3 protein-coding genes are annotated in these 22,862 nt (G+C 72.1%); all 3 read right to left on the bottom strand.

Annotated elements, in window-relative coordinates:
• Positions 1-26: 26 nt before the first annotated feature.
• Positions 27-6,938 (bottom strand): SDR family NAD(P)-dependent oxidoreductase, encoded by a 6,912-nt coding sequence (locus tag ACFYOY_RS38080; RefSeq protein WP_388592210.1) that lies wholly within the window; start codon positions 6,936-6,938, stop codon positions 27-29.
• 112 nt (positions 6,939-7,050) lie between these two features.
• Positions 7,051-14,811 (bottom strand): SDR family NAD(P)-dependent oxidoreductase, encoded by a 7,761-nt coding sequence (locus ACFYOY_RS38085; RefSeq protein ID WP_388592212.1) that lies wholly within the window; start codon positions 14,809-14,811, stop codon positions 7,051-7,053.
• A 50-nt stretch (positions 14,812-14,861) separates the two neighbouring features.
• On the bottom strand, positions 14,862-22,862 hold an 8,001-nt coding region (locus tag ACFYOY_RS38090), incomplete at its 5' end, for an SDR family NAD(P)-dependent oxidoreductase (protein WP_388592214.1).

The following is a 22,862-nucleotide window of genomic DNA, read 5'->3' on the forward strand; positions in this document are numbered from 1 at the left end:
AGGTCTCCGGGGGGACTCGGCCTGCATCAGGAGTCGAGATCTCCGAGCATCATGTCGATCAGGTCGTCGTCGTCCATCGCGTCAATGGAGTCCGTCTCCTTCTCCTCGGCGTCCTTCTCGGCCTGCTCCTTGCCGCTCGCCAGCTCCGTGAGCGTGTCCAGCAGACCGGCGCGGCGCAGGCGCTCCAGCGGAATCGACGCCAGAACGGCACGGATCCTGGCCTCTTCCGGATCGACGTCCGGCTCGGCCGGGCTGTCCGTCGCCACTCGTCCACGCAGGTACTCGGCGAGCGCCGCCGGCGTGGGGTTGTCGAAGATCAGCGTGGAGGGGAGGCGGAGCCCGGTGGCCGAGTTCAGCCGGTTGCGGAACTCCACGCCCGCCAGTGAGTCGAACCCGAGGTTCTGGAACGAGCGGTCGGGCTCGATGGACTGGGCACCGCTGTGCCCCAGCACCATCGCCGCACTGCCGCGCACCAGGTCCAGCAGCGCACGGTCGAGTTCGGCTCCGGAGAGACCGGCCAGCTTCACCTTGGCCGATTCGGGAGCGGCCGCCTTGCCGTCGGCCGCCGCCTTGCTCCGCACCCGGACCACACCGCGCAACAGAGTGGGGATGTCGGCCTGGCCGCTGAGCGTCGAGGTCTCCAGCCGCATCGGCACCAGCAGGGCGTCCTCGCCCGTCCGGCCGGCGTCCAGCAGACGCAGACCGCCCGCCATGGACAGGGCCGCCATGCCCTCGCGCGCCATGCGCACCATGTCCGCCTGGCTGAGCGTGCCGGTCATGCCGCCGCCCTGCTCCCACGGACCCCAGGCCAGCGATACGGCGGGGAGACCGAGGGTGCGCCGGTGTGCGGCGAGCGCGTCCAGGAACGCGTTGGCCGCGGCGTAGTTGCCCTGTCCCGGGCTGCCGAACACACCGGCGACGGACGAGAACATCACGAACTCCGCCAGGTCCAGATGGCGGGTCAGCTCGTGCAGATTCCACGCCGCGTCGACCTTCGGCTCGAAGACCGCGTCGATCCGCTTCGGCGACAGGGTGTCGATGACACCGTCGTCGAGAACGCCCGCCGCGTGCACGACCGCGGTCAGCGGGTGCTCGGCGGGCACCGCGGACAGCACCCGCTCCAGCGACGCGCGGTCGGCCACGTCGCAGGCCGCCAGCGTCACCGACGCGCCCGCCTCGGCCAGTTCGGCCTTGAGGTCGGCGGCGCCCGCCGCGTCCGGCCCGCGCCGGGAGACCAGTACCAGGTTGCGCACCCCGTACTCGGCCACCAGATGGCGCGCCACTTCGCTGCCCAGGCCGCCGGTGCCACCGGTCACCAGCACCGAACCCTCGGGGTCCAGGGCGTGGGACATGGTGAACACGTTCTTGCCGATATGCCGGGCCTGGCTGATGTGCCGTATCGCGTCCGGGGCCCGGCGCACGTCCCACGCCGTCAGCGGGAGGGGGTGCAGCGCGCCGCGGTCGAAGAGGGCGACCAGGTCGACCAGCATCCGCTGGACCCAGTCGTAGTCGGCGACGACCAGGTCGTATGCCTCGTACTTCACCCCGGGGTGCTCGGCGGCGACGACCTCGGGGTCGCGCACGTCGATCTTGCCCATCTCCAGGAAGCGCCCGCCCCTGGGCATCAGCCGCAGGGAGGCGTCGACGAACTCGCGGGCGAGCGAGTCCAGGACCATGTCCATGCCCCGGCCGCCGGACGCCTCCATGAAGCGCCGCTCGAACTCCAGGTCACGCGACGAGGCGATGTGCTTCTCGTCGAATCCCATCGCCCGCAGGGTGTCCCACTTGCCGGGGCTCGCCGTGGCGTACACCTCGGCGCCGAGGTGGCGCGCGAGTTGCACGGCCGCCATGCCCACACCACCGGTGGCGGTGTGCACGAGGATGGACTCGCCCGGCTGCAGCTTGCCGAGTTCCACCAGGCCGATGTAGGCCGTCAGGAAGACCACCGGCACCGACGCGCCCTGCGCGAACGTCCAGCCGCGCGGCATGGGGACGATCTGCCGCCGATCGGCGACCGCGATGGGCCCGAACGATGCGTTGATCATGCCCATGACCCGGTCACCGGGTGCCAGGTCGGTCACTCCCGGGCCGACCTCCAGGACCACACCGGCGCCCTCGCCGCCCATGGTGGCGTGGTCGTCGGGGTACATGCCGATGGCGATCAGGGCGTCCCGGAAGTTCAGACCGGCGGCGCGCACCGCGATCCGGACGTACCCGGGAGCCAGCGGCGCCTCGGCCGCCGGGTCGGGCTGCAGCGAGAGGTTGTCCAGAGTGCCTCCGCCGCTGGTGCCCAGCTTCCACGCCGGGGTGCCGGCGGGGGCCTCGAGCACCCGCCCGGCGGCGTTCCTGGCGAGCCGGGGAATCAGTCCCTGGCCCACCCGGAGCGCCACCTCGCGCTCGCCCGCCGCGATCGCGGCCGTCACCACGCCGGCGGCCGCGGTGGCCGACTCGGCGTGGCGGTCGACGTCCACCAGCACGAGCCGGCCCGGGTTCTCGGTGGCCGCCGAGCGCACCAGTCCCCATACGGCGGCGTCGGACAGTCCGGCGACGCCCTCGCCCGGACCGGTCGCGACCGCGTCGCTGGTCACCACCACCAGCCGGGACCCCTCGAACCGGTCCTCCGCCAGCCAGGACTGCACCAGGGCCAGCGCCCGGTGGGTCGACTTCCGCGCGGCGTCGGCGATGTCCTCGGTGTCCGGCGCGGCGCCGCACCAGGCCCAGACCACGTCCGGCAGCGCGGCACCCTCGTCGATGGCGGCGAGGAGCTCGTCCGTCCCGGCGTACTCGGCGTACTCGACGCCGGAGGCGGCGAGCAGCTCGCCCGCCCGCGCCCGGTCGGCGCCGATGACCGCCGCGGACACACCGTCCACGGTCAGGCCGCCGCCCCGCGCGGCGGGGAACACATCCCAGTTGGCCCGGAACAGCGTTCCGTCACCACCGGTGGAGCGCGGACCCGAGGCGAACCGCTCGGGCGCCACCTCGCGCACCACCAGTGACTCCACCGAGGCGACGGGCTCACCCGTGGCGTCGGTCACCAGCAGCGCGACCGTGTCCTTGCCCTGCGGGCGCAGCCGCACCCGCACCCGTCCGGCGCCCACCGCGTGCAGGGTCACCCCGGTGAAGGAGAACGGCAGCGTCACCCGCCCGCTCTCGCCGCCGAAGTCGCCCATCTCCATGGCGTGCAGGGCGGCGTCCAGCAGGGCGGGATGCAGGCCGAACCGTCCGGCTTCCTGGGCCGCCGAGTCCGGCAACGCCACCTCGGCGAAGACATCGCCGTCCAGCCGCCAGACCGACTCCAGCCCCTGGAAGACCGGCCCGTATCCGTAACCGACCTGGGCCAGGCCCTCGTAGAAGCCCTCCATCGGCACCTGCTCGGCGCCCGGGACGGGCCACTGCAGCAGGCTGTCGGTGACCGCGGCGCCGCTGTCCGCCTCGAGGACGCCCTGGGCGTGGCGCACCCACTCCTCGCCCGGCTCGTCGCTGTCGGAGCGCGAGTACACGCCGAGCGGCCGTACCCCGGACTCATCCGTGGGCCCGACCACGAGCTGGATCCGGACACCGCCCTGCTCCGGCAGGAGCAGCGGCGTCTCGAGGGTGAGTTCGCCGAGCCGTCCGGCCCCGGTCTCGGTGCCCGCGAGCAGGCCCAGTTCCACGAATCCGGTGCCGGGGAAGAGCACTCCGCCGGCCACGGCGTGGTCGGCGAGCCAGGGGTGCGTCTGCAGGGAGAGGCGCCCCGTCAGCACCGTGCGCTCGCCGTCGGCCAGTTCGGTGAGGCCGCCGAGCAGCGGGTGGTCCACCCTGCCGAGCCCGACGCTGCGGGCATCGCCGGTCACGGCGCCGCCCGCCTCGAGCCAGTACCGCTTGTGCTGGAAGGCGTAGGTCGGCAGGCTGACCCGGCGGGCGCCGCGCCCGGCGTACACCGCGTTCCAGTCCACGCCGACGCCGTTGGTGTACAGGGTGGCGACGGCCTCCGCCAGCGTCTGCGCTTCAGCGCGCCCGGACCGGGCCAGGGGCACGAACGCCGCGTCGGCGTCGATGGCGTCCAGGCAGTCCTGGCCCATCGCGGTCAGCACGGCGTCGGGGCCGAGCTCCACGCAGGTCGTCACTCCCTGGGCCGCGAGGCAGCGCATGCCGTCGTCGAAGCGGACGGCTTCCCGCACATGGCGGACCCAGTACTCGGCGGTGGCCAGTTCGGCGCCGGCGACATCGCCGGTGACGTTGGAGATGACCGGGATCGCCGGAGCCGAGTACGACAGGCAGTCGGCGAGCTGGCGGAACTCCTCCAGCATGGCGTCCATCCGGGGGGAGTGGAACGCGTGGCTCACCCGCAGCCGCTTGGTCTTGCGGCCCTGCGCCTCCCAGTGGCCGGCGAGTTCGAGCACCGCGGCCTCGTCGCCCGAGAGCACCACCGAGGTGGGACCGTTGAGCGCCGCCAGCGACACCTGGTCCTCGCGGCCCTTCAGGCTCTCGAGGACCTCCTGCTCCGACGCCTGGACGGCCACCATGGCGCCGCCCTCGGGCAGTTCCTGCATCAGCCGCCCACGGGCCGCCACCAGGGCGCACGCGTCCTCCAGGGACAGCACCCCGGCGACGTGTGCGGCCGCGATCTCGCCCACCGAGTGCCCCATCAGGAAGTCGGGGCGCACGCCCCAGGACTCCAGCAGGCGGAACAGGGCCACCTCGAAGGCGAACAGCCCGGCCTGGGTGAACATCGTCTGGTTCAGCTGGTCACCGGACGCGCTCCCGGCGTCGGCGGCGTCGTCCTCGGGGCCGAACACCACGTCGAGCACGGAGGTGCCGAGGCGTACCTCCAGATAGTCGCACGCCTCGTCGAATACGTCGGCGAACAGCGGGTAGGTCTCGTAGAGTTCGCGGCCCATGCCCATCCGCTGGGCGCCCTGGCCGGTGAACAGGAACGCCACCCGCTGCGCCCTGGACCTGCCCAGCACCAGGCCCGGTGCGTCGGTGTCCTCGGCGAGCGCCGCGAGTCCCCGCAGCAGCCCGTCCCGGTCGGAGGCCACCACCACGGCCCGCTGCTCCAGTGCGGCACGCGTCACGGCGGACGACCATCCGACGTCGACCGGCTTCGCGTCGCGGTCGCGCACCACGTGCTCGCGCAGCCGCGCGGCCTGCGCCCGCAGCGCCTCCTCGCTCCTGGCGGACACCAGCCACGAGATGGGCTGGGACGCCGTCTCCTCGATGTCGGCGTCGTCGGTCGCGGAGACGGGATCCTGCGGCGGGGCCTGCTCGATGATGGCGTGTGCGTTGGTGCCGCTCATGCCGAACGAGGAGATACCGGCACGGCGCGGCTGCCCGTTCTCCGGCCACGCGCGCTGCTCGGCCAGGAGCGCGACGCCGCCCGACGACCAGTCCACGTGCGGGGTCGGCACCTCCACGTGCAGCGTCTTGGGCATGATGCCGTGGCGCATGGCCATCACCATCTTGATGACGGCACCCGCACCGGCCGCCGCCTGGGTGTGGCCGATGTTCGACTTGAGGGACCCCAGCCAGACCGGCTGCCCCTCGGGGCGGCTCTCGCCGTAGGTGGCCATCAGCGCCTGCGCCTCGATGGGGTCACCGAGCGAGGTGCCGGTGCCGTGCGCCTCGACCACGTCGATCTGGTCCGCGGTCAGCTCGGCGTTGGCCAGTGCCTGCCGGATGACGCGCTGCTGGGAGCGCCCGTTGGGGGCGGTCAGACCGTTGGAAGCGCCGTCCTGGTTGACGGCGGTGCCACGCACGATGGCCAGCACCTCATGGCCGTTGCGCCGGGCGTCCGAGAGCCGCTCCACCAGCAGGACGCCGACGCCCTCGGCCCACGAGGTGCCGTCGGCCTCGGCGCCGAACGCCTTGCAGCGCCCGTTGGAGGAGAGCCCGCGCTGGCGGCTGAAGAGGATGAAGTCACCCGGGGTCGGCATCGTGGCGACACCGGTGGCGAGCGCGAGATCGCACTCGCCCTGGCGCAGCGAGTGCGCCGCCTGGTGCAGGGAGACCAGCGACGAGGAGCACGCGGTGTCCACGGTCCACGCCGGGCCCTCGAAGCCGAAGGTGTAGGCGATGCGCCCGGAGGCGACGCTGCCCGCGATGCCGGTCAGCGCATAGCCCTCGAGGCCGCTCTTGGTGCTCTGGAGGTGGGGTCCGTAGTCGTGGTGCTCCGCGCCGGTGAAGACGGCGGTCCGGCTCCCCCTCAGCTTGGTGACATCGATACCGGCCCGCTCGAAGACCTCCCAGCTGGTCTCCAGCAGCAGCCGCTGCTGCGGGTCCATGGCCAGCGCCTCGCGGGGCGATATGCCGAAGAACTCCGCGTCGAACTCGGGGGCGTCGTGGATGAACCCGCCCTCGGTGGCGTAGCTGGTGCCGGGCTGGTCCGGGTCCGGGCTGTAGAGCGCCTCCAGGTCCCAGCCACGGTCGGTGGGGAACGGGGTGATGGCGTCCACGCCCTCGGAGACCACCTTCCACAGGTCCTCGGGGCTGTTGACGCCGCCGGGGAAGCGGCAGCTCATTCCGACGATCGCGATGGGGTCGTCCGAGCCCACGACGGCACGCGCGGGAGCGGTCTCATCCCCGGCGACGGGGAAGATCTTCCGGTGGAGGTGGTCCACCAGCTCACTGGGCGTCGGATAGTCGTAGGCGAGCGACACATCGAGGGTGAGCCCGGTGGCGGCGACCAGCCCGCGGTGCAGATTGACCGCCGCGAGCGAGTCCAGCCCCAGGTCGAGGAACGAGCTCTCCGCGTCGAGGGTGCGCGGTGACTCGGACCGCAGCGCCGCGGCGACGTGTGCGTGTACCAGGTCGAACAGGACCCTGCGCTGTTCGAGGTCCGGCAGTTCCCTGAAGTCCGGTGCGAGTGAAGGAAGTTCGCCTGGGCTCTCGCCGCAATCCGGCCCAGCCTGGATTCCGGACTCGCCTGAGTCGCTGGACCCGCGCAACATGCTGCTCACCTATCTCCTGCTTGGTGGAAAAACCTTGTGGCAAAGCTGTGTGCCGCGCTGAACGCGGCATCGGTGTGGGCGCCCGCCCGGCATTCATCGGTGCCGGGCGGGCGCCTGGCCGTCAGAGGTTGGCCACCCAGTCCTCGACGGCCCGGGCGGTGGTGTCCGCGTAGTTCTCCATCATGGTGAAGTGATTTCCGGGCACGTCGATGACGGTGTCGGCGGGCCAGTCGGCCTGCCATGTCTCCGCCGGCGCGTCCGGGTCCGCCGACACCTCCGACGCACGAAGGTGGAGGCTGGGAACCGAGATCTCCGGCGGCTTCCACCCCTCCATCAGATGCGCGTACCAGCCCATGGCGGACATCCGGACGCCCTCCATGGAGACGACCTCTTCCCGCTCGTACATTTCGTCCAGCCAGGCGTCCGCGACTCCCCCGCCGAGCCTGGTGGTGTACGGAAGGTAGGTGTCCATCAGGACGACTCCGGCAGCCGGTGTGCCCTGGCTCTCGAGGGCGGCGGCCACCGAGTGGGCGAGCATTCCTCCGGCCGAGGAGCCGCACAGGACGATCGGGGCGCCCTCGGCGTACTCGGCGACGACCCGCGCCTGCAAGCGGAACAGCGCGTCCAGGTTGGCCGGAAGGCTCTCGCCCTCGACCGACCCCACGGTGTGAAGGGCCGCCACGTCCCGGTTGCCGCGGAACGGTGCGGCGAACCGCGCGTACTGGTGGACGCCGCCCAGTGCGACATGGGAGGCGAAGCACATCAGCCGGGGACGCCCAGGGCCCCGGGAGAGCCGCGCGGGCCTGATGTTCCCCTCGAAGTCGGCCGGGTCCTCGAAGGTCGGACGCAGCTTCGCCGCGCTCACCAGCAGCTCCATGCCGATGCTGGACTTGCCCTGCTGGGCCGCCAGCCGGTAGAGGGAACCGAGGGTGTCGGGCGCGTTCCCCTGCGGCGCCGGGGCAACGGGCTCGGTCACGGGCGCGGCGGCCGGAGCGGTCTGAGCGGCCGGAGCGGTCTGCTCCTGGACCTGGCCGTCGGCGGGAGCGGACGCGATCTCGGCCGCGAGCCGGGGGCGCAGATGGGCCACCATCTCGCCCGGGCTCGGGTAGTCGAAGACGACCGTGGTGTTCAGCCTCAGGCCGGTGAGGGCAGCCAGCTGATTACGGAATTCGACCGCCGTAAGGGAGTTGAAGCCCATCTCCATGAACTCATGGCCGGTGTCGATGTCGTTGTGTGATGCGAACCCGAGCACCGCGGCGGCGACGGTGCGCACCATTTCGAGAAGAACCTCGTCCCTCTCTGCCTCCGACAAGCCCGCCAGCCGTTGCCGCAGCTGGGTGGGCTGGTCCACCTCGGACTGCGCCGCCCGAGCCGCACGCCGGACGGGGGCCTCCGGGACGACGGGACGGAACACGGCGGGCAACGCGGCGCCCTGGGCGCGCAGCGCGGCCACGTCAAGCCGGGCGGGAATCACCACGGCCGTGCCGGAGGTGACTCCGGCGTCGAAGAGCTCCAGGCCCTCGTCGGAGGTGAGCGGCGCCAGACCGGTGCGCGCCACATCGTTCCACGCCGCATCCAGTCGCCGGACCTCGTAGAGATCGCTCAGCAACGGGCTGGGCCGGCCCGCGGTGAACGCGGGAACGAACCGTTCCCAGTCCACGTTCACGACCGTCACCACACCGTCGTCATCCGCCACGACGCGCTCCAGACCGGCCATCGCCGGCTGTGGCGCCAGCCGGGGCAGCCCACGACGCTCCAAGTGCTCACCCTGGTCGTCCCCGGCCGCCATGCCGATCTCGGCCCAGGGGCCCCAGACCACGGAGGTGCCGACGAGTCCCCGCCCGCGGCGATCCTCCACCAGGGCGTCCAGATAGGCGTTGGCGGAACTGTAGGCGGACAGGCCGCCACTGCCCCACAGACCGGAGATGGACGAGAAGACCACGAACGCGTCGAGCTTCCGGTCGCCCAGCAGCTCGTCCAGGTTGACGGCACCCGCCACCTTGCCCGACACGAGGGTGGCAGCATCGGCCAACCCGGTCTCCAGCAGCGGCGTCCCCCCGGTGGCACCCGCCACGTGGACGACCGCCGTCAGCGGATACTCCTCCGGTACCGCGGCCAGCACCGCGGCCAGCTGCTCACGGTCGGCCACATCACAGGCCGCCACGGTCACCCGGGCACCGAGCTTCTCCAACTCCTCGCGCAGTTCGGCCGCGCCCGGCGCCTCAGGGCCCCGACGGCTGGTCAGCACCAGGTGCTCAGCACCCTTGCGCACCAGCCACCGGGCCACCTCACCGCCCAGCCCGCCCGTGCCACCGGTCACCAGCACCGTGCCGCGCGGGCGCCACGCCGTCCCCTTGGCAACGGGCGGCGCCGAGCGCACCAGACGGCGTACGAAGACACCGGAGCCGCGCACCGCGACCTGGTCCTCGCCGCCCTCGACGGACAGCACACCGGCCAGCCGCGCCGCACCGCGCTCGCCCAGCGACTCGGGCAGATCGACCACACCACCCCACAGCGGCGGCAGCTCCAGCGCGGCCACCCGGCCCAACGCCGACACCATCGCCTGCATCGGGCTGGTGAGCCGCTCCGAACCGTCCACCGAGACGGCCCCTCGCGTACCACTCCACAGCCGGGCCGGAATCCTCGCCTCGACCATGGCCCGCACCAGCACCAGGCTCAACGCGTAGCCGTTCGGCATGGCCGGGTGCCCCGGGCAGGGCTCCTCGTCCAGGGCCAGCAGCGAGAGCACACCGCCCAGTTCGGGCGCCTGCCCGGCCACCTCGCGCAGCCGCTCGGCGAGCACATCCGCGTCGAGGTCCCGCTCGTCCACCACGACCGAGACCACATGCGCGCCGTGCCGCTCGAGCCCGGCGACGACCTCCGAGACCAGCTCGTCCCCGGCGCGGGACGCCGGAACGACCACCGGCCAGGTCCCCGACAGCGACCTCCGGGCCGGGTCCGGGACCGGCTTCCACGACACCTGATAGCGCCAGTTGTCGATCATCTCCTGCTCGGACTGTGCCGCGCCGCCGTCCTGGGCCCACCGGCCCCACGCCAGCGAGACACCCGGCAGTCCTCGAGCGCGACGCCACGACGCGAGGCCGTCCAGGAACACGTTCGCCGCGGCGTAGTTGCTCTGTCCGGTCGCGCCGAACAGACCCGCGGTCGAGGAGAACAGCACGAACGCCGACAGGTCCATGCCCGCGGTCAGCTCATGCAGGTTCCAGGCCGCGTCCACCTTCGTCCGCAGCATCGAGCTCGCCCGCTCGCGGGTCAGCGATGCGAACAGCCCGTCGTCGAGCACCTCGTCCGCATGCACCACGGCGCTCAGCGCGAACTCCTCGGGCAGTCCCGCCAGCACCGCGGCAAGCGCGTCACGGTCCGCGGCGTTGCACGTCGTGACCACCACCGTGGCGCCCGCGGCCTCCAATTCGGCCCGCAGCTCGGCCGCGCCGTCCGTCTCCGCACCACGACGGGACAGCAGCACCAGCTTCTTGACACCGTGCCGGGCCACCAGATGCCGGGCCACCAATCCGCCCCGAGCACTCGTGCCCTCCGTCACCAGCACGGCGCCGGAACCGAATACCTCCGGCTCGGGAGCGTCACCCGCGGGCAGGGCGCGGGCCAGACGTGGCACGCGGACCTCGCCCGAACGCACCACCACCTGCTCCTCACGAGTGGCCACCACCCCCCCGAGAAGTCCCACCGCGCGCTCGACATCATCCGTGTCGACCAGCACCACCCGTCCCGGGTGCTCGGACTGCGCCGACCGCACCAAACCCCATGCGGCCGCACCCGACAGATCCCCCACACCGTCGCCGGTGTCAACGGCACCCTGTGTCAGCACCACCAGCGGGACGTCCGCGAACCGGTCGTCCGCCACCCACGACTGAACGGTCTCCAGCACCTCGGCGACCCGTGTGTGGACCTCGTCCACCACATCGGAGCCGCTCGCGGCAACGGGCAGTACCACCATGCCGGGCATGCTCGTGCCCGCCGCCACGGTGTCACTGAGCGCGGCGGTGTCCGTGTACACGTCGGCGGGGTAGAAGCCCGCCGCCTCCAGAGCGTCGCCCACGCCGAGGCAGTCGTCGACCAGCACCGCCCACCAGCCAGGTGCCACGCCCTCGGCGGGCTTGGCCCCGTCCGCTGTCCACTCCATGCGGAACAACGCTTCACCGGCCGTCCGGCTGCTCTGCAACGCGGCGGCCTGCATGGGCCGGAAGAGCAGGGAATCGACGGTGGCCACCGGGCGGCCCGAGGAGTCGGCCATGGCCAGCGACACGGCCTGCCGCCCGTCCGGGACGACCCGGACCCGCAGCGCTTGGGCGCCGACGGCCTCCAGGGAGAAGCCCCGCCACGAGAACGGCATCAGATTGCCCGCACTCGGTGCGTCGTCGCCTCCGCGCAGCGCGTTGTTCGCGCCGATCGCCTGGAGGGCGCCGTCGAACAGGGCCGGGTGCAGACCGAAGTACTTCGCCACGCCGAGCTGGTCCTCGGGCAGTTCGACGTCGGCGAACACCGCGTCGCCGCGCTTCCAGGCGCGCCGCAGCCCCCGGAACGCGGGACCGTAGTACAGCCCGTGCTCCTCGGCGTGCTCGTAGCCGCCGGAGACGTCGACAGGCTTGGCGCCGGAGGGCGGCCACTTCGCGAAGTCGAAGGAGGCCGCCGGCGCGGGCGGGGTGAGCGCACCGTGAGCGTGCTGCACCCACGGCTGCTCGAGGTCGGCGCTGTCGTCGGCCGGCTCCAGTCGTGAGTACACGCTGACGTCACGGCGGCCCGAGGCGTCGGCCTCCCCCACCTCGACCTGGATCTGCACCCCTCCGCGCTCGGGCATCGCCAACGGCGCCACCAGCACCAGCTCATCGACCCGGCCGCACCCGACCTGGTCCCCCGCCTGTGCGGCCATCTCCGCGAAGGCCGTCCCGGGCACCAGCGCCACGCCTTGCACCGCGTGGTCGGCGAGCCAGGCGTGGGTGGCGATCGACAGCCGCCCGCTGAGCAGCACTCCGCCGCCGCCCGCCAGCGAGATCGCGGCGCTCAGCATGGGGTGCGCCACCGCGCTGAGGCCCACCGACCCCACGTCGCCGCCGGCCGCCATCGCGTCCAGCCAATAGCGCTGACGCTGGAAGGCGTAGGTCGGCAGATCGACCCGGCGGGCACCATGTCCCGCGAACACCTTTCGCCAGTCGACACCGACGCCACTGACGTGAACCTCGGCGGCGGAGGTCAGGAACCGCTCGGTTCCGCCCTCATCACGCCGCAGGGTGCCAAGGACAACGGCCCGCGCCTCGGCGGCCTCCACCGTCTGCTGCACCGGCAGGGTCAGCACCGGATGCGGGCTCACCTCGATGAATACGCTGTGCCCCTCATCGAGCAGGGTGCGGGTGGTGGCCTCCAGCTCGACGGTTTGCCGCAGGTTCCGGAACCAGTACTCCGCGTCCAGGCCCGCCGTGTTCATCACCTCGCCGGACACCGTCGAATAGAACGGCACCTGCGAGGAACGCGGTGTGATGTCCGCCAGGACCTTCAGCAACTCGTCGTGGATCGCCTCCACATGGGCGGAGTGCGAGGCGTAGTCCACCGGAACCCGGCGGACCCGCACCTTCTCACCCTCCAGCTGCGCCACCATCTCATCCAGCGCACCCGGGTCACCCGAGACCACGACGGAACCGGGGCCGTTGACCGCGGCCACCGAGATCGCACCCTCCCAAGGAGCGATGCGCTCCTTGACCTCATCCGCCGGCAGTCCGACCGACACCATGCCACCACGACCGGCCAGACCGGCGGCGATCGCCTGCGACCGCAACGCCACCACCTTCGCGGCATCCTCCAGCGACAGCGCACCCGCCACACACGCCGCAGCGATCTCACCCTGGCTATGACCCATCACCGCATCCGGCTCCACACCCACCGAACGCCACAACTTCGCCAGCGACACCATCACCGCGAACAACGCCGGCTGAACCACATCCACCCGGTCATAGCCGGGGGCGCCCCCGGCACCGCGCAGCACATCCGTCAGCGACCAGTCCACATGAGCCGACAGCGCCGCCTCGCACTCACCGATCGCCGCCGCGAACACCGGCGAGGACTCCAGCAGCCCCACCGCCATTCCCGCCCACTGCGCACCCTGACCCGGGAACACGAAGGCGGTCCTTCGTCCCTTCGCCGCCTGTCCCCTGACCACGCCCGGGGTCACCTCGCCCTGGGCCACGGCCCGCAGACCGCGCAGCAGGCTCTCGCGGTCCTCGCCGATCACCGCCGCGCGGTGCTCGAACGCCGACCGGGACGCCGCCAGGGAGTAGCCGATGTCCGCCACCGACGCCGCCGCGAGATCGTCCCCCTCGGCGGAACCCTGAGCTGTCAGACGGGCGTACAGCCGCTCGGCCTGCGCCCGCAGCGCGGTCTCGCCCTTGCCCGAGAGCAGCCATGGCACGACGGCGGAGTCGACCGGGTGGGGTGCCTCGGCTCCGGAACCCTCCGATTCCGGCTCCTCGGCTTCGGTGGCCTGCTCGATGATGGTGTGCGCGTTGGTCCCGCTGATCGCGAAGGAGGAGATCGCCGCCCGGCGGGGCCGGCCCGTCTCCGGCCAGGGCCGGGCCTCGGTCAGCAGTTCCACGGCCCCCGCAGACCAGTCCACATGCGGGGTCGGCTCGTCCACGTGCAGCGTCTTGGGCAGGATGCCGTGCCGCATGGCCATCACCATCTTGATGATCCCCGCGACACCCGCCGCCGCCTGCGCGTGGCCGATGTTGGACTTGATGGATCCCAGCCACAGCGGCCGGTCCTCCGGCCGGTCCTGGCCGTAGGACGCGATCAGCGCCTGCGCCTCGATCGGGTCGCCGAGTGAGGTGCCCGTGCCGTGCGCCTCCACGATGTCGACATCGTCCGGGTTGAGTCCCGCGTTGTCGAGCGCCTGACGGATCACCCTGCGCTGCGAGGGGCCGTTGGGGGCCGTCAGACCGTTGCTGGCCCCGTCCTGGTTCACCGCGGAGCCGCGCACCACGGCCAGCACGGGGTGGCCGTGGCGGCGGGCGTCGGACAGCCGCTCCACGAGCAGCACGCCGACGCCCTCGGACCAGTTGGTGCCGTCCGCGGCCGCCGCGAAGGGCTTGCAGCGGCCGTCGGAGGCGAGTCCCCGCTGACGGCTGAACTCGGTGAACGTTCCGGGGCCGGCCATCACGGTGATGCCGCCGGCCAGGGCGAAGTCGCACTCGCCCTGGCGCAGCGCCTGCGCGGCCAGATGCAGCGTCACCAGGGACGACGAGCACGCCGTGTCCACCGTCACCGCGGGGCCTTCGAGACCGAGGACGTAGGAGATCCGGCCCGAGGTGACGGCGGGTGTCTGCCCCGTCATCAGATGGCCTTCGACCTCTTCGGCCTCAATCGGGCCGGCCGCGCCGTATCCCTGGAACGCGGCGCCCATGAACACGCCGCCGGTGGTGCCCTTGACGGTCTGCGGGTCGATGCCCGCCCGCTCCAGGACCTCCCAGGACGCCTCCAGCAGCAGCCGCTGCTGGGGGTCCATCGCCAGCGCCTCGCGCGGGGAGATCCCGAAGAACACCGGGTCGAACATCGCGGCGTCGTGCAGGAACCCGCCCTCGTTCACATAGCTCGTGCCCTGACTGTCGGGGTCCGGGTTGTACACCTCCTCGTGCCAGCCGCGGTCCTTCGGAAACGGCGAGAGCCCGTCGGCACCGTCGGCGACCATGCGCCACAGGTCCTCAGGAGAGCTGACCCCGCCGGGGAAGCGGCAGCTCATCGCGACGATCGCGATGGGCTCCCGGTTCTTCTCCTCCACCTCCCGAAGGCGCAGACGGGTGCGGTGCAGATCGGTCGTCACCTTGTTGAGGTAGTCGCGGAGCTTGGTCTCGCTCACTGGTTTGCCGTCACTTTCTCTACAGTCAGGGTCAGACGCTGGACAACGGTTCAGGACAGCCCGAGCTCGTTGTCGATGAAGTCGAACAGCTCGTCGTTGGAGGACGATCCGATCCGTTCGGCCACCTCCGCGGTGGCGTCGGCGTCATCGGAAGCCTCGCCCAGCTTCTCCAGGAGCTCCTTCAGCCGCTCGGCCACCTTCGTGCGGGTCTCACCGTCGTCCATCACGCTGGAGAGCAGCGGCCCCAGCTTGTCCAGCTCGGCGAAGACCATGGGCTCCCCCGTGCCGCCGTCCGGCAGGAGCTCCTCCTGCAGGTGCTCCACCAGCGCCGTGGGGGTCGGGTGGTCGAAGACCAGCACGGCCGACAGCCGCAGCCCGGTCTCCGCGTTGAGCCGGTTGCGCAGCTCCACCGTGGTCAGCGAGTCGAAGCCCATGTCCTTGAAGGCCATGTCGGGCTCGACCGTCTCCGGCGAGCCATGGCCGAGGACAGTCGCCACCTGCACCCGCACCAGGTCCAGCAGGGCCCGGTACTGGTCGGCCGCGGAGAGACCGGCCAGGCGGTCCCGCAGCGATCCGGTGCCGGTCTGCGCGGTCTCCTGCGCCGTGACGCGGCGCCGGGGGACACGCACCAGGCCGCGCAGCAGGGCGGGCACCTCACCGGTGCGGGCCTGGACGCGCAGGGCGGCGAGGTCCACATGGGTCGGCACGAGCACGGTCTCGTCGGTCCCGAGCGCGTCGTCGAACAGCGCGAGGCCCTCTTCCGAGCTGAGCGCGTTCAGCCCGGCCCGCGCGATGCGCTGGAGGTCCGCCTCGCCGAGATCCCCGGTCATCTCGCTGCGCTGCTCCCACATGCCCCAGGCCAGGGAGACCGCCGGGAGGCCGAGCGCGCGGCGCTGGTGCGCCAGGGCGTCCAGGAAGGCGTTCGCCGCGGCGTAGTTGGCCTGGCCGCCACCACCGAAGTTGGAGGAGGCCGAGGAGAACACCACGAAGGCGGAGAGGTCGAGGTCGCGGGTCAGCTCGTGCAGATGCAGCGCCGCGTCCACCTTCGGACGCAGCACCTTGTCCACCCGCTCCGGCGTCAGCGACTCCACCACACCGTCATCCAGCACACCCGCCGCATGCACCACCGCGGACAGCGGATGCTCCGACCCGATCCCCGCCAGCAGACTCTCCACCGACGCCCGATCGGCCACATCACAGGCCACAGCCCGCGCCTGCGCACCGAGCCCGGCCAGCTCCGCCACCAACTCCGCCGCACCCGGCGCCTCCACGCCACGACGACTCGTCAGCACCAGAGACCGCACACCGTGCTCCACCACCAGATGACGGGCCAACAGCGCGCCCAGACCACCCGTACCACCCGTGATCAGCACCGTGCCAGGGCCGTCGAACGGCGTGGTCTTGGGCTCGGGCCGGTCCTCGGCCGGGGCCACCCGGGCGAGGCGCGCCGCGAGCACCCGACCGTCGCGCACGGCCACCTGCGGCTCCTCGGCGGTCAGCGCCGTCCGAAGCTCCGAGGACACCTCGCCGTGCTCCTGCGGGTCCAGGTCCACCAGGAGGAACTTCCCGGGGTGCTCGGTCTGCGCGGAGCGCAGCAGGCCCCATACGGCTGCCTCGGCCGGGGTGCGCACCTCGTCGGAGGAGCGCGCGCCCATCGCCCCGCGGGTCACGAACACCAGGTAGGAGTCGTCGAACCGGTCATCGGTGACCCACGTCCGCACCAGCTCCAGCGCGCGGTACGTGGTGCCGCGCACCCGTCCTGCCAGGTCCGCGCCGTCGTCGATGCCGACCGCCTCCGCGGCGCCCGCCACCATGACGACGTCCGGCGCCGTGGCCCCGGAGTCGATCGCCTCGCGCAGCGCGGCCAGGTCCGCGTACGCCGCCACGTCGGCACCCTCGGCCGCGAAGCCGGAGAGCACCCCCAGGTCGTCGGTACCCAGCACGGCCCAGGTGCCTTCGGAGGCGGGGGCCGGAGCGCCGACGGGGACGGGAGTCCAGTCCAGCCGGAAGAGCGAGTCATGCCCGGCCGCCGGGGAACCGGCCGACTGGATCTGCCCCTCCGCCACCAGCCGCAGCACCAGGGACTCTGCGGTGGCCACGGCACGGCCGTTGGTGTCGGCAACGGCGATGCCGATCGAGTCGGGCCCGAGCGAGCTGAGGCGCACCCTCAGCTCCGCCGCGCCCGTGGCCCGCAGCGAGACACCGGTCCAGGAGAACGGAAGCCTGGCGAGGCCCGCCTCCTCCTGGGGGACGAACATGACGGCCTGAACCGCCGCGTCCAGCAGGGCGGGGTGCAATCCGAACTTCCCGGCGTCCGAGGCGTTCTCCTCGGGCAGTCGCACCTCGGCGAAGACCTCGTCGCCACGGATCCACACCGACCGCAGTCCCTGGAAGACCGGGCCGTAGGCGAAGCCACCCGCGGCCATCCGGTCGTAGACGTCCTCGATGTCGATCCGCTCCGCGCCCTCCGGGGGCCAGACGGCGAGGTCTGCCCGCCCGGTCTCGTCCGGCGCGCCGCTCTGGGCGAGCAGGCCGGAGGCGTGCTGGACCCACGGCTGCTCCATGCCGGGGTCTTCCAGCCGGGAGTACACATTCAGCGTGCGCGCGCCGTTCTCGTCCGGTCCGCTCACCGCCAGTTGGAGGTGAACCGCGCCCCGCTCGGGCAGCGGCAGCGGCGCCGTGAGGGTCAGCTCCTCGACCCGGTCGCATCCCACCCGGTCGGCGGCGTGCAGGGCCAGTTCGAGGAAGGCGGTGCCGGGCAGCAGGATCGTGTCCTGGACCATGTGGTCGACGAGCCACGGATGCGTCTGCGGCGAGAGGCGGCCGGTGAACAGGAAGCCGTCCGCGTCGGGCAGTTCGACGGCGGCGCCCAGCAGCGGATGCGCCGGCGGGATGAGCCCCACCGCGGTGACATCGCTGGCGAACGTCGACAGGGCCTCCAGCCAGTAGCGCTGTCGCTGGAAGGCGTAGGTGGGCAGCTCGACCTTCCGCGCGCCACGTCCGGCGAAGAGCTGTTCCCAGTCCACTGCGACGCCGTGGACGTGGAGTTCGGCCAGCGCCGTCGTCAGCGCCTGGGCCTCGGGACGGTCCTTGCGCAGCGCCGGCACCAGGACCGGCCCGGTGGTCCCCTCGGGCTGGTCCGCCACGCAGTCCCGCGCCATCGCGGTGAGTACGCCATCGGGACCGACCTCGACGAACCTGGACACGCCCTGTGCCTCGAGCGCCCGTGCTCCGTCCGCGAACCGCACGGCCTCCCGCACATGCCGGACCCAGTACTCCGGCGAGCACACCTCATCGGCACCCGCCGACTTGCCCGTCACATTGGAGACCAGCGCGATGGCCGGCGGGGCGAACGACAGCCCCTCGACGACCTTGCGGAAGTCGCCGAGCATCGCGTCCATACGCGGCGAGTGGAAGGCGTGGCTGACCCGGAGCCGACGGGTCTTGCGGCCCTGCTCCGCCCACTGCCCCGCGATCTCCAGCACCGCTTCCTCATCACCGGCGATGACCACGGCGGTCGGACCGTTGATGGCGGCGATGCTCACCTCGGCCTCACGACCGGCCAGCGACGGAGCGACCTCCTCCTCCGACGCCTCGACGGCCACCATCGCGCCACCCTCGGGAAGCGCCTGCATCAGACGACCGCGAGCGGCCACCAGCGTGCACGCGTCCTCCAGCGAGAACACCCCCGCCACATGCGCGGCCGCGATCTCACCGATGGAATGACCGATCACCACATCCGGCGCCACACCCCACGCCGACAGCAGCCGGAACAACGCCACCTCGACCGCGAACAACGCCGGCTGAGTGAACGCCGTCTGATCCAGCAGCTCGGCATCCGCGCTCCCCTCCGCCGCGAACACCACCTCCCGCAGCGGACGATCCAGCAGACCGTCCAGATGCGCGCACACCTCGTCCCACGCGTCGGCGAACACCGGGAAGGCGTCGTACAGCTCCCGGCCCATGCCCAGGCGCTGCGCACCCTGACCCGAGAACAAGAACGCCGTCTTGCCGGCCGCCCCCGCCACCCCGCGTACGACGCCGGGCGCGGTCTCGCCCTTCGCGAGAGCCTCCAGGCCACGCAGCATGTCCGCGCGGTCCTCGCCGACCACGGCGGCCCGGTGGTCGAAGAGCGATCGGGTCGTCGCCAAGGAATAACCGACGTCCACAGCGGGCATGAACTCTTCTGTGGCCGTGGCGAGTTGGGCACGCAGCCGTTCGGCCTGGCCCCGGAGGGCGGCGTCGGTCCTGCCGGACAGGATCCACGGCACCGGGGCCGCGGTGGAGCCCGGGGCCTCTGCGGCCCGCGGCGCCTCCGGCTCGTCGTCGGCCGGCGCCTGCTCGATGATGGTGTGCGCGTTGGTACCGCTCACGCCGAAGGCGGACACCGCCGCCCTGCGCGGGTGACCCCGCTCCGGCCAGGGCATCGCCTCGGTCAGCAGCTCGAGGTCGCCCGCCGACCAGTCCACATGCGGCGACACCTCGTCCACGTGCAACGTCTTGGGAAGGGTGCCTTCGCGCATGGCCATCACCATCTTGATGACCCCGGCGACACCGGCGGCGGCCTGCGTATGACCGATGTTCGACTTGATGGCACCCAGCAGCAACGGCTCACCTTCGGGACGTCCCTGTCCGTAGGTTGCCAGCAGTGCCTGCGCCTCGATCGGGTCGCCGAGGGGAGTGCCGGTGCCATGGGCCTCGACCACGTCCACATCGGCGGAGACCAGCCGGGCACTGGCCAGCGTCTGCTCGATGAGCCGCTGCTGGGACGGGCCGTTGGGCGCCGTCAGACCGTTGGAAGCGCCGTCCTGGTTGATGGACGAGCCCCGGATGACGGCCAGCACCTTGTGGCCGTTGCGCTGCGCGTCCGACAGCCGCTCCACCAGGAGCATGCCCACGCCCTCGGACCAGCCGGTGCCGTCGGCATCCGCCGAGAACGCCTTGCACCGCCCGTCGAACGACAGCACCCGCTGGGCGCTGAACTCGATGAACGTACCCGGGGTGGCCATGATGGTCACACCACCGGCCAGCGCCACGGAGGCCTCGCCCTGGCGCAGCGACTGGCAGGCCAGGTGCAGGGCGACCAGAGACGAGGAACACGCGGTGTCCACCGTCACGGCCGGGCCCTCGAAGCCGAAGGTGTAGGAGATGCGGCCGGACGAGACGCTGGGGGCGCTGCCGAGTCCGAGATAGCCCTCCACTCCTTCGGTGTCGCTCAGGATGCGCGAACCGTAGTCGTGGTAGTTGGAGCCGACGAAGACTCCGGTCTGGCTGCCGCGCAGCGCCACGGGGTCGATACCGGCGCGCTCGAACGCCTCCCAGGACGTCTCCAGCAGCAGCCGCTGCTGCGGGTCGATCGCCATCGCCTCACGCGGCGAGATCCCGAAGAACGAGGGGTCGAAGTGGCCCACCTCGTCGAGGAAGCCGCCGGCCTGGACGTAGCTGGTGCCGGACTTCTCGGGGTCCGGGTCGTAGAGGCCGTCGATGTCCCAGCCGCGGTCCTCGGGGAACCGGGAGATCACGTCCCCCTCGGCCATCAGCAGCTCCCACAGCTCCTCGGGGCTGCGCACCCCGCCGGGGAACCGGCAGCTCATGCCGATGATGGCGATCGGCTCATCGGTGGCGACGGGCTTGTCGAGCCCGTCCGATCCCTTGGCCGCGGCAGCGGGGCCGCCCTCGGTGACCGGCTGGTCGCCGAACATCTCCGTGTACAGGTACCGGGCCAGAACCGTGGCGGTCGGATAGTCGAAGACACAGGTGACCGGCAGTCGGAGGCCGGTGACCACGCCGAGGCGGTTGCGCAGCTCGACGGCGGTCAGCGAGTCGAAGCCGAGGTCACGGAAGGCACGCTCGGCCTCGACCGCGTCCGCGCTGTCGTAACCGAGGACGTCGGCGGCCTGGTTGCGCACCAGTTCCAGGAGGAGCTTGGGCTGCTCGGCGGGGGACAGCTTCGCCATCTCCCGGCGCAGCTCGGAAACGGCGTCGTCGCCGTCGCCGGTGTCCGCGCCAGTGGCGGCAGCGGGACGGTTCAGCTCGGGCAGCTCACGGAAGAGCGCGCTCGGACGTGAACCGACGAACTCCGGCTGGAAGCGATCCCAGTCGATCTCGGCGATGACCATGAAGGTCTCGTCCAGTTCAAGGGCCTGCTGCATGCCGGAGATCGCGAGCTCGGGCACCATTCCGACCATGCCGGAACGGTCCATCCGCTCGCCGACCTCGCCGGATCCGAGGCCGCCTCCGGCCCAGGCACCCCAGGCGATGGAGGTGGCCGGAAGGCCGTCCGCACGCCGCTGCAACGCCAGCGCGTCGAGGTAGGCGTTACCGGCCGCGTAGCTGCCCTGACCCGGGCCACCCAACGTGCCCGCACCGGAGGAGAACAGCACGAAGGCGGACAGGTCCATCCCGGCGGTCAGCTCATGCAGGTTCCGGGTGGCGTCCACCTTCGGGCGCAGCACCCCGGCCGCCCGGCGCACGGTGAGGGCGTCCACCACGCCGTCGTCCAGCACACCCGCCGTATGCACCACGGCGGTCAGCGGGAACTCCTGCGGGATCGCGTCCAGCACCGCGGCCAGCGCCTCACGGTCCGCGGCGTCACACGCCGCCACCGTCACCCGGGCACCGAGCCCTTCCAGCTCCGCCTTCAACTCGGCGGCGCCCTCGGCCTCCATACCACTGCGGCTCGTCAGCACCAGATGCTCGGCACCCGTACGCGCCAGCCAGCGGGCGACATGACCGCCCAGCGCACCCGTACCACCGGTCACCAGCGCCGAACCGCGGCCCTGCCAGGAGCCCCGGTTCTCCGCGTCGTCAGCCGCCGAGGCCCGCACCATGCGCTTGGCGAAGACGCCGGACCCGCGCACCGCGACCTGGTCCTCGCCCTCCGCGCCCGCGAGCACTCCGGCCAACCGGGCCACCGCGCGGGCGTCCATGGTCTCGGGCAGATCGACCGCGCCACCCCAGCGCTGGGGGTACTCGACCCCCACGATCCGCCCCAGGCCCCACACCATGGCCTGCAGCGGACTCACCAGCCGGTCGGAGCGCCCCACCGACACCGCACCCCGGGTGCCACACCACAGCGGAGCCACCACACCGGCGTCACCCAGCCCCTGGACCAGCGCCACCATCGCCGCCAGCCCGGCCGGCACCACACCGAACGTCGCATGCCCCGACTCGTCCAGCCCGAGCAGCGAGAACACACCCGCCACGCCCGAGGGTTCCACCCCGGCCTCGTCGAGCGCCCCGCGCAGCCGCTCCGCGACTGACCAGCGGTCGTTGCCCTTTTCCTCCAGCACCACCCGGACGATGTCGGCGCCGCTCGTCTCCAGGCCGTTCACCGTGGCGGTCACAAGAGCGTCATCGGCGTGCGACGCGGGAAGGACGACCACCCACGTGCCCGAGAGGGCCGCCTCGGTGGCGGCCGCCAGCGGCTTCCAGACCACCTTGTAGCGCCAGCCGTCCACCGTGTTCTGCTCACGCCGCTGACGACGCCAGGACGACAGCGCCGGAAGCAACGCGGTCAGGGACGACTGCTGCTCCTCGTCCTCCACCTCCAGCGTGCGGACCAGCGCCTCCAGGTCCTCGCGCTCCACCGCCTCCCAGAAGCGCGCGTCCACCGCGTCCGCGGCGAGACCGTCGGCGGTGGCCTGCAGCTCCGCGGCCGACACCTCCAGCCAGTACCGCTGGCGCCGGAAGGCGTAGGTCGGCAGCTCGACGCGGCGGGCGCCACGGCCCTCGAGCATGGCGGTCCAGTCCACCGTGACGCCACGCACGAACACCTCGGCGGCGGAGGTCAGGAACCGCTCCGGACCACCCTCGTCGCGCCGCAGCGTGCCCACGACCACCGCCTGCGCCTCGGCGGCCTCCACCGTCTGCTGCACCGGCAGGGTGAGCACCGGGTGCGGGCTCGCCTCGATGAACACGGTGTGACCGTCATCCAGCAACGTGCGGGTGGTGGCTTCCAGCTCGACGGTCTGCCGCAGGTTCCGGTACCAGTACTCGGCATCCAGACCGACCGTGTCCACCAGCTCACCGAGCACCGTCGAATAGAACGG

Origin of the sequence: Streptomyces sp. NPDC007875 (genome assembly GCF_042868035.1) — a bacterium.
In the GTDB taxonomy this organism is placed as follows: Bacteria; Actinomycetota; Actinomycetes; order Streptomycetales; family Streptomycetaceae; genus Streptomyces; species Streptomyces antimycoticus.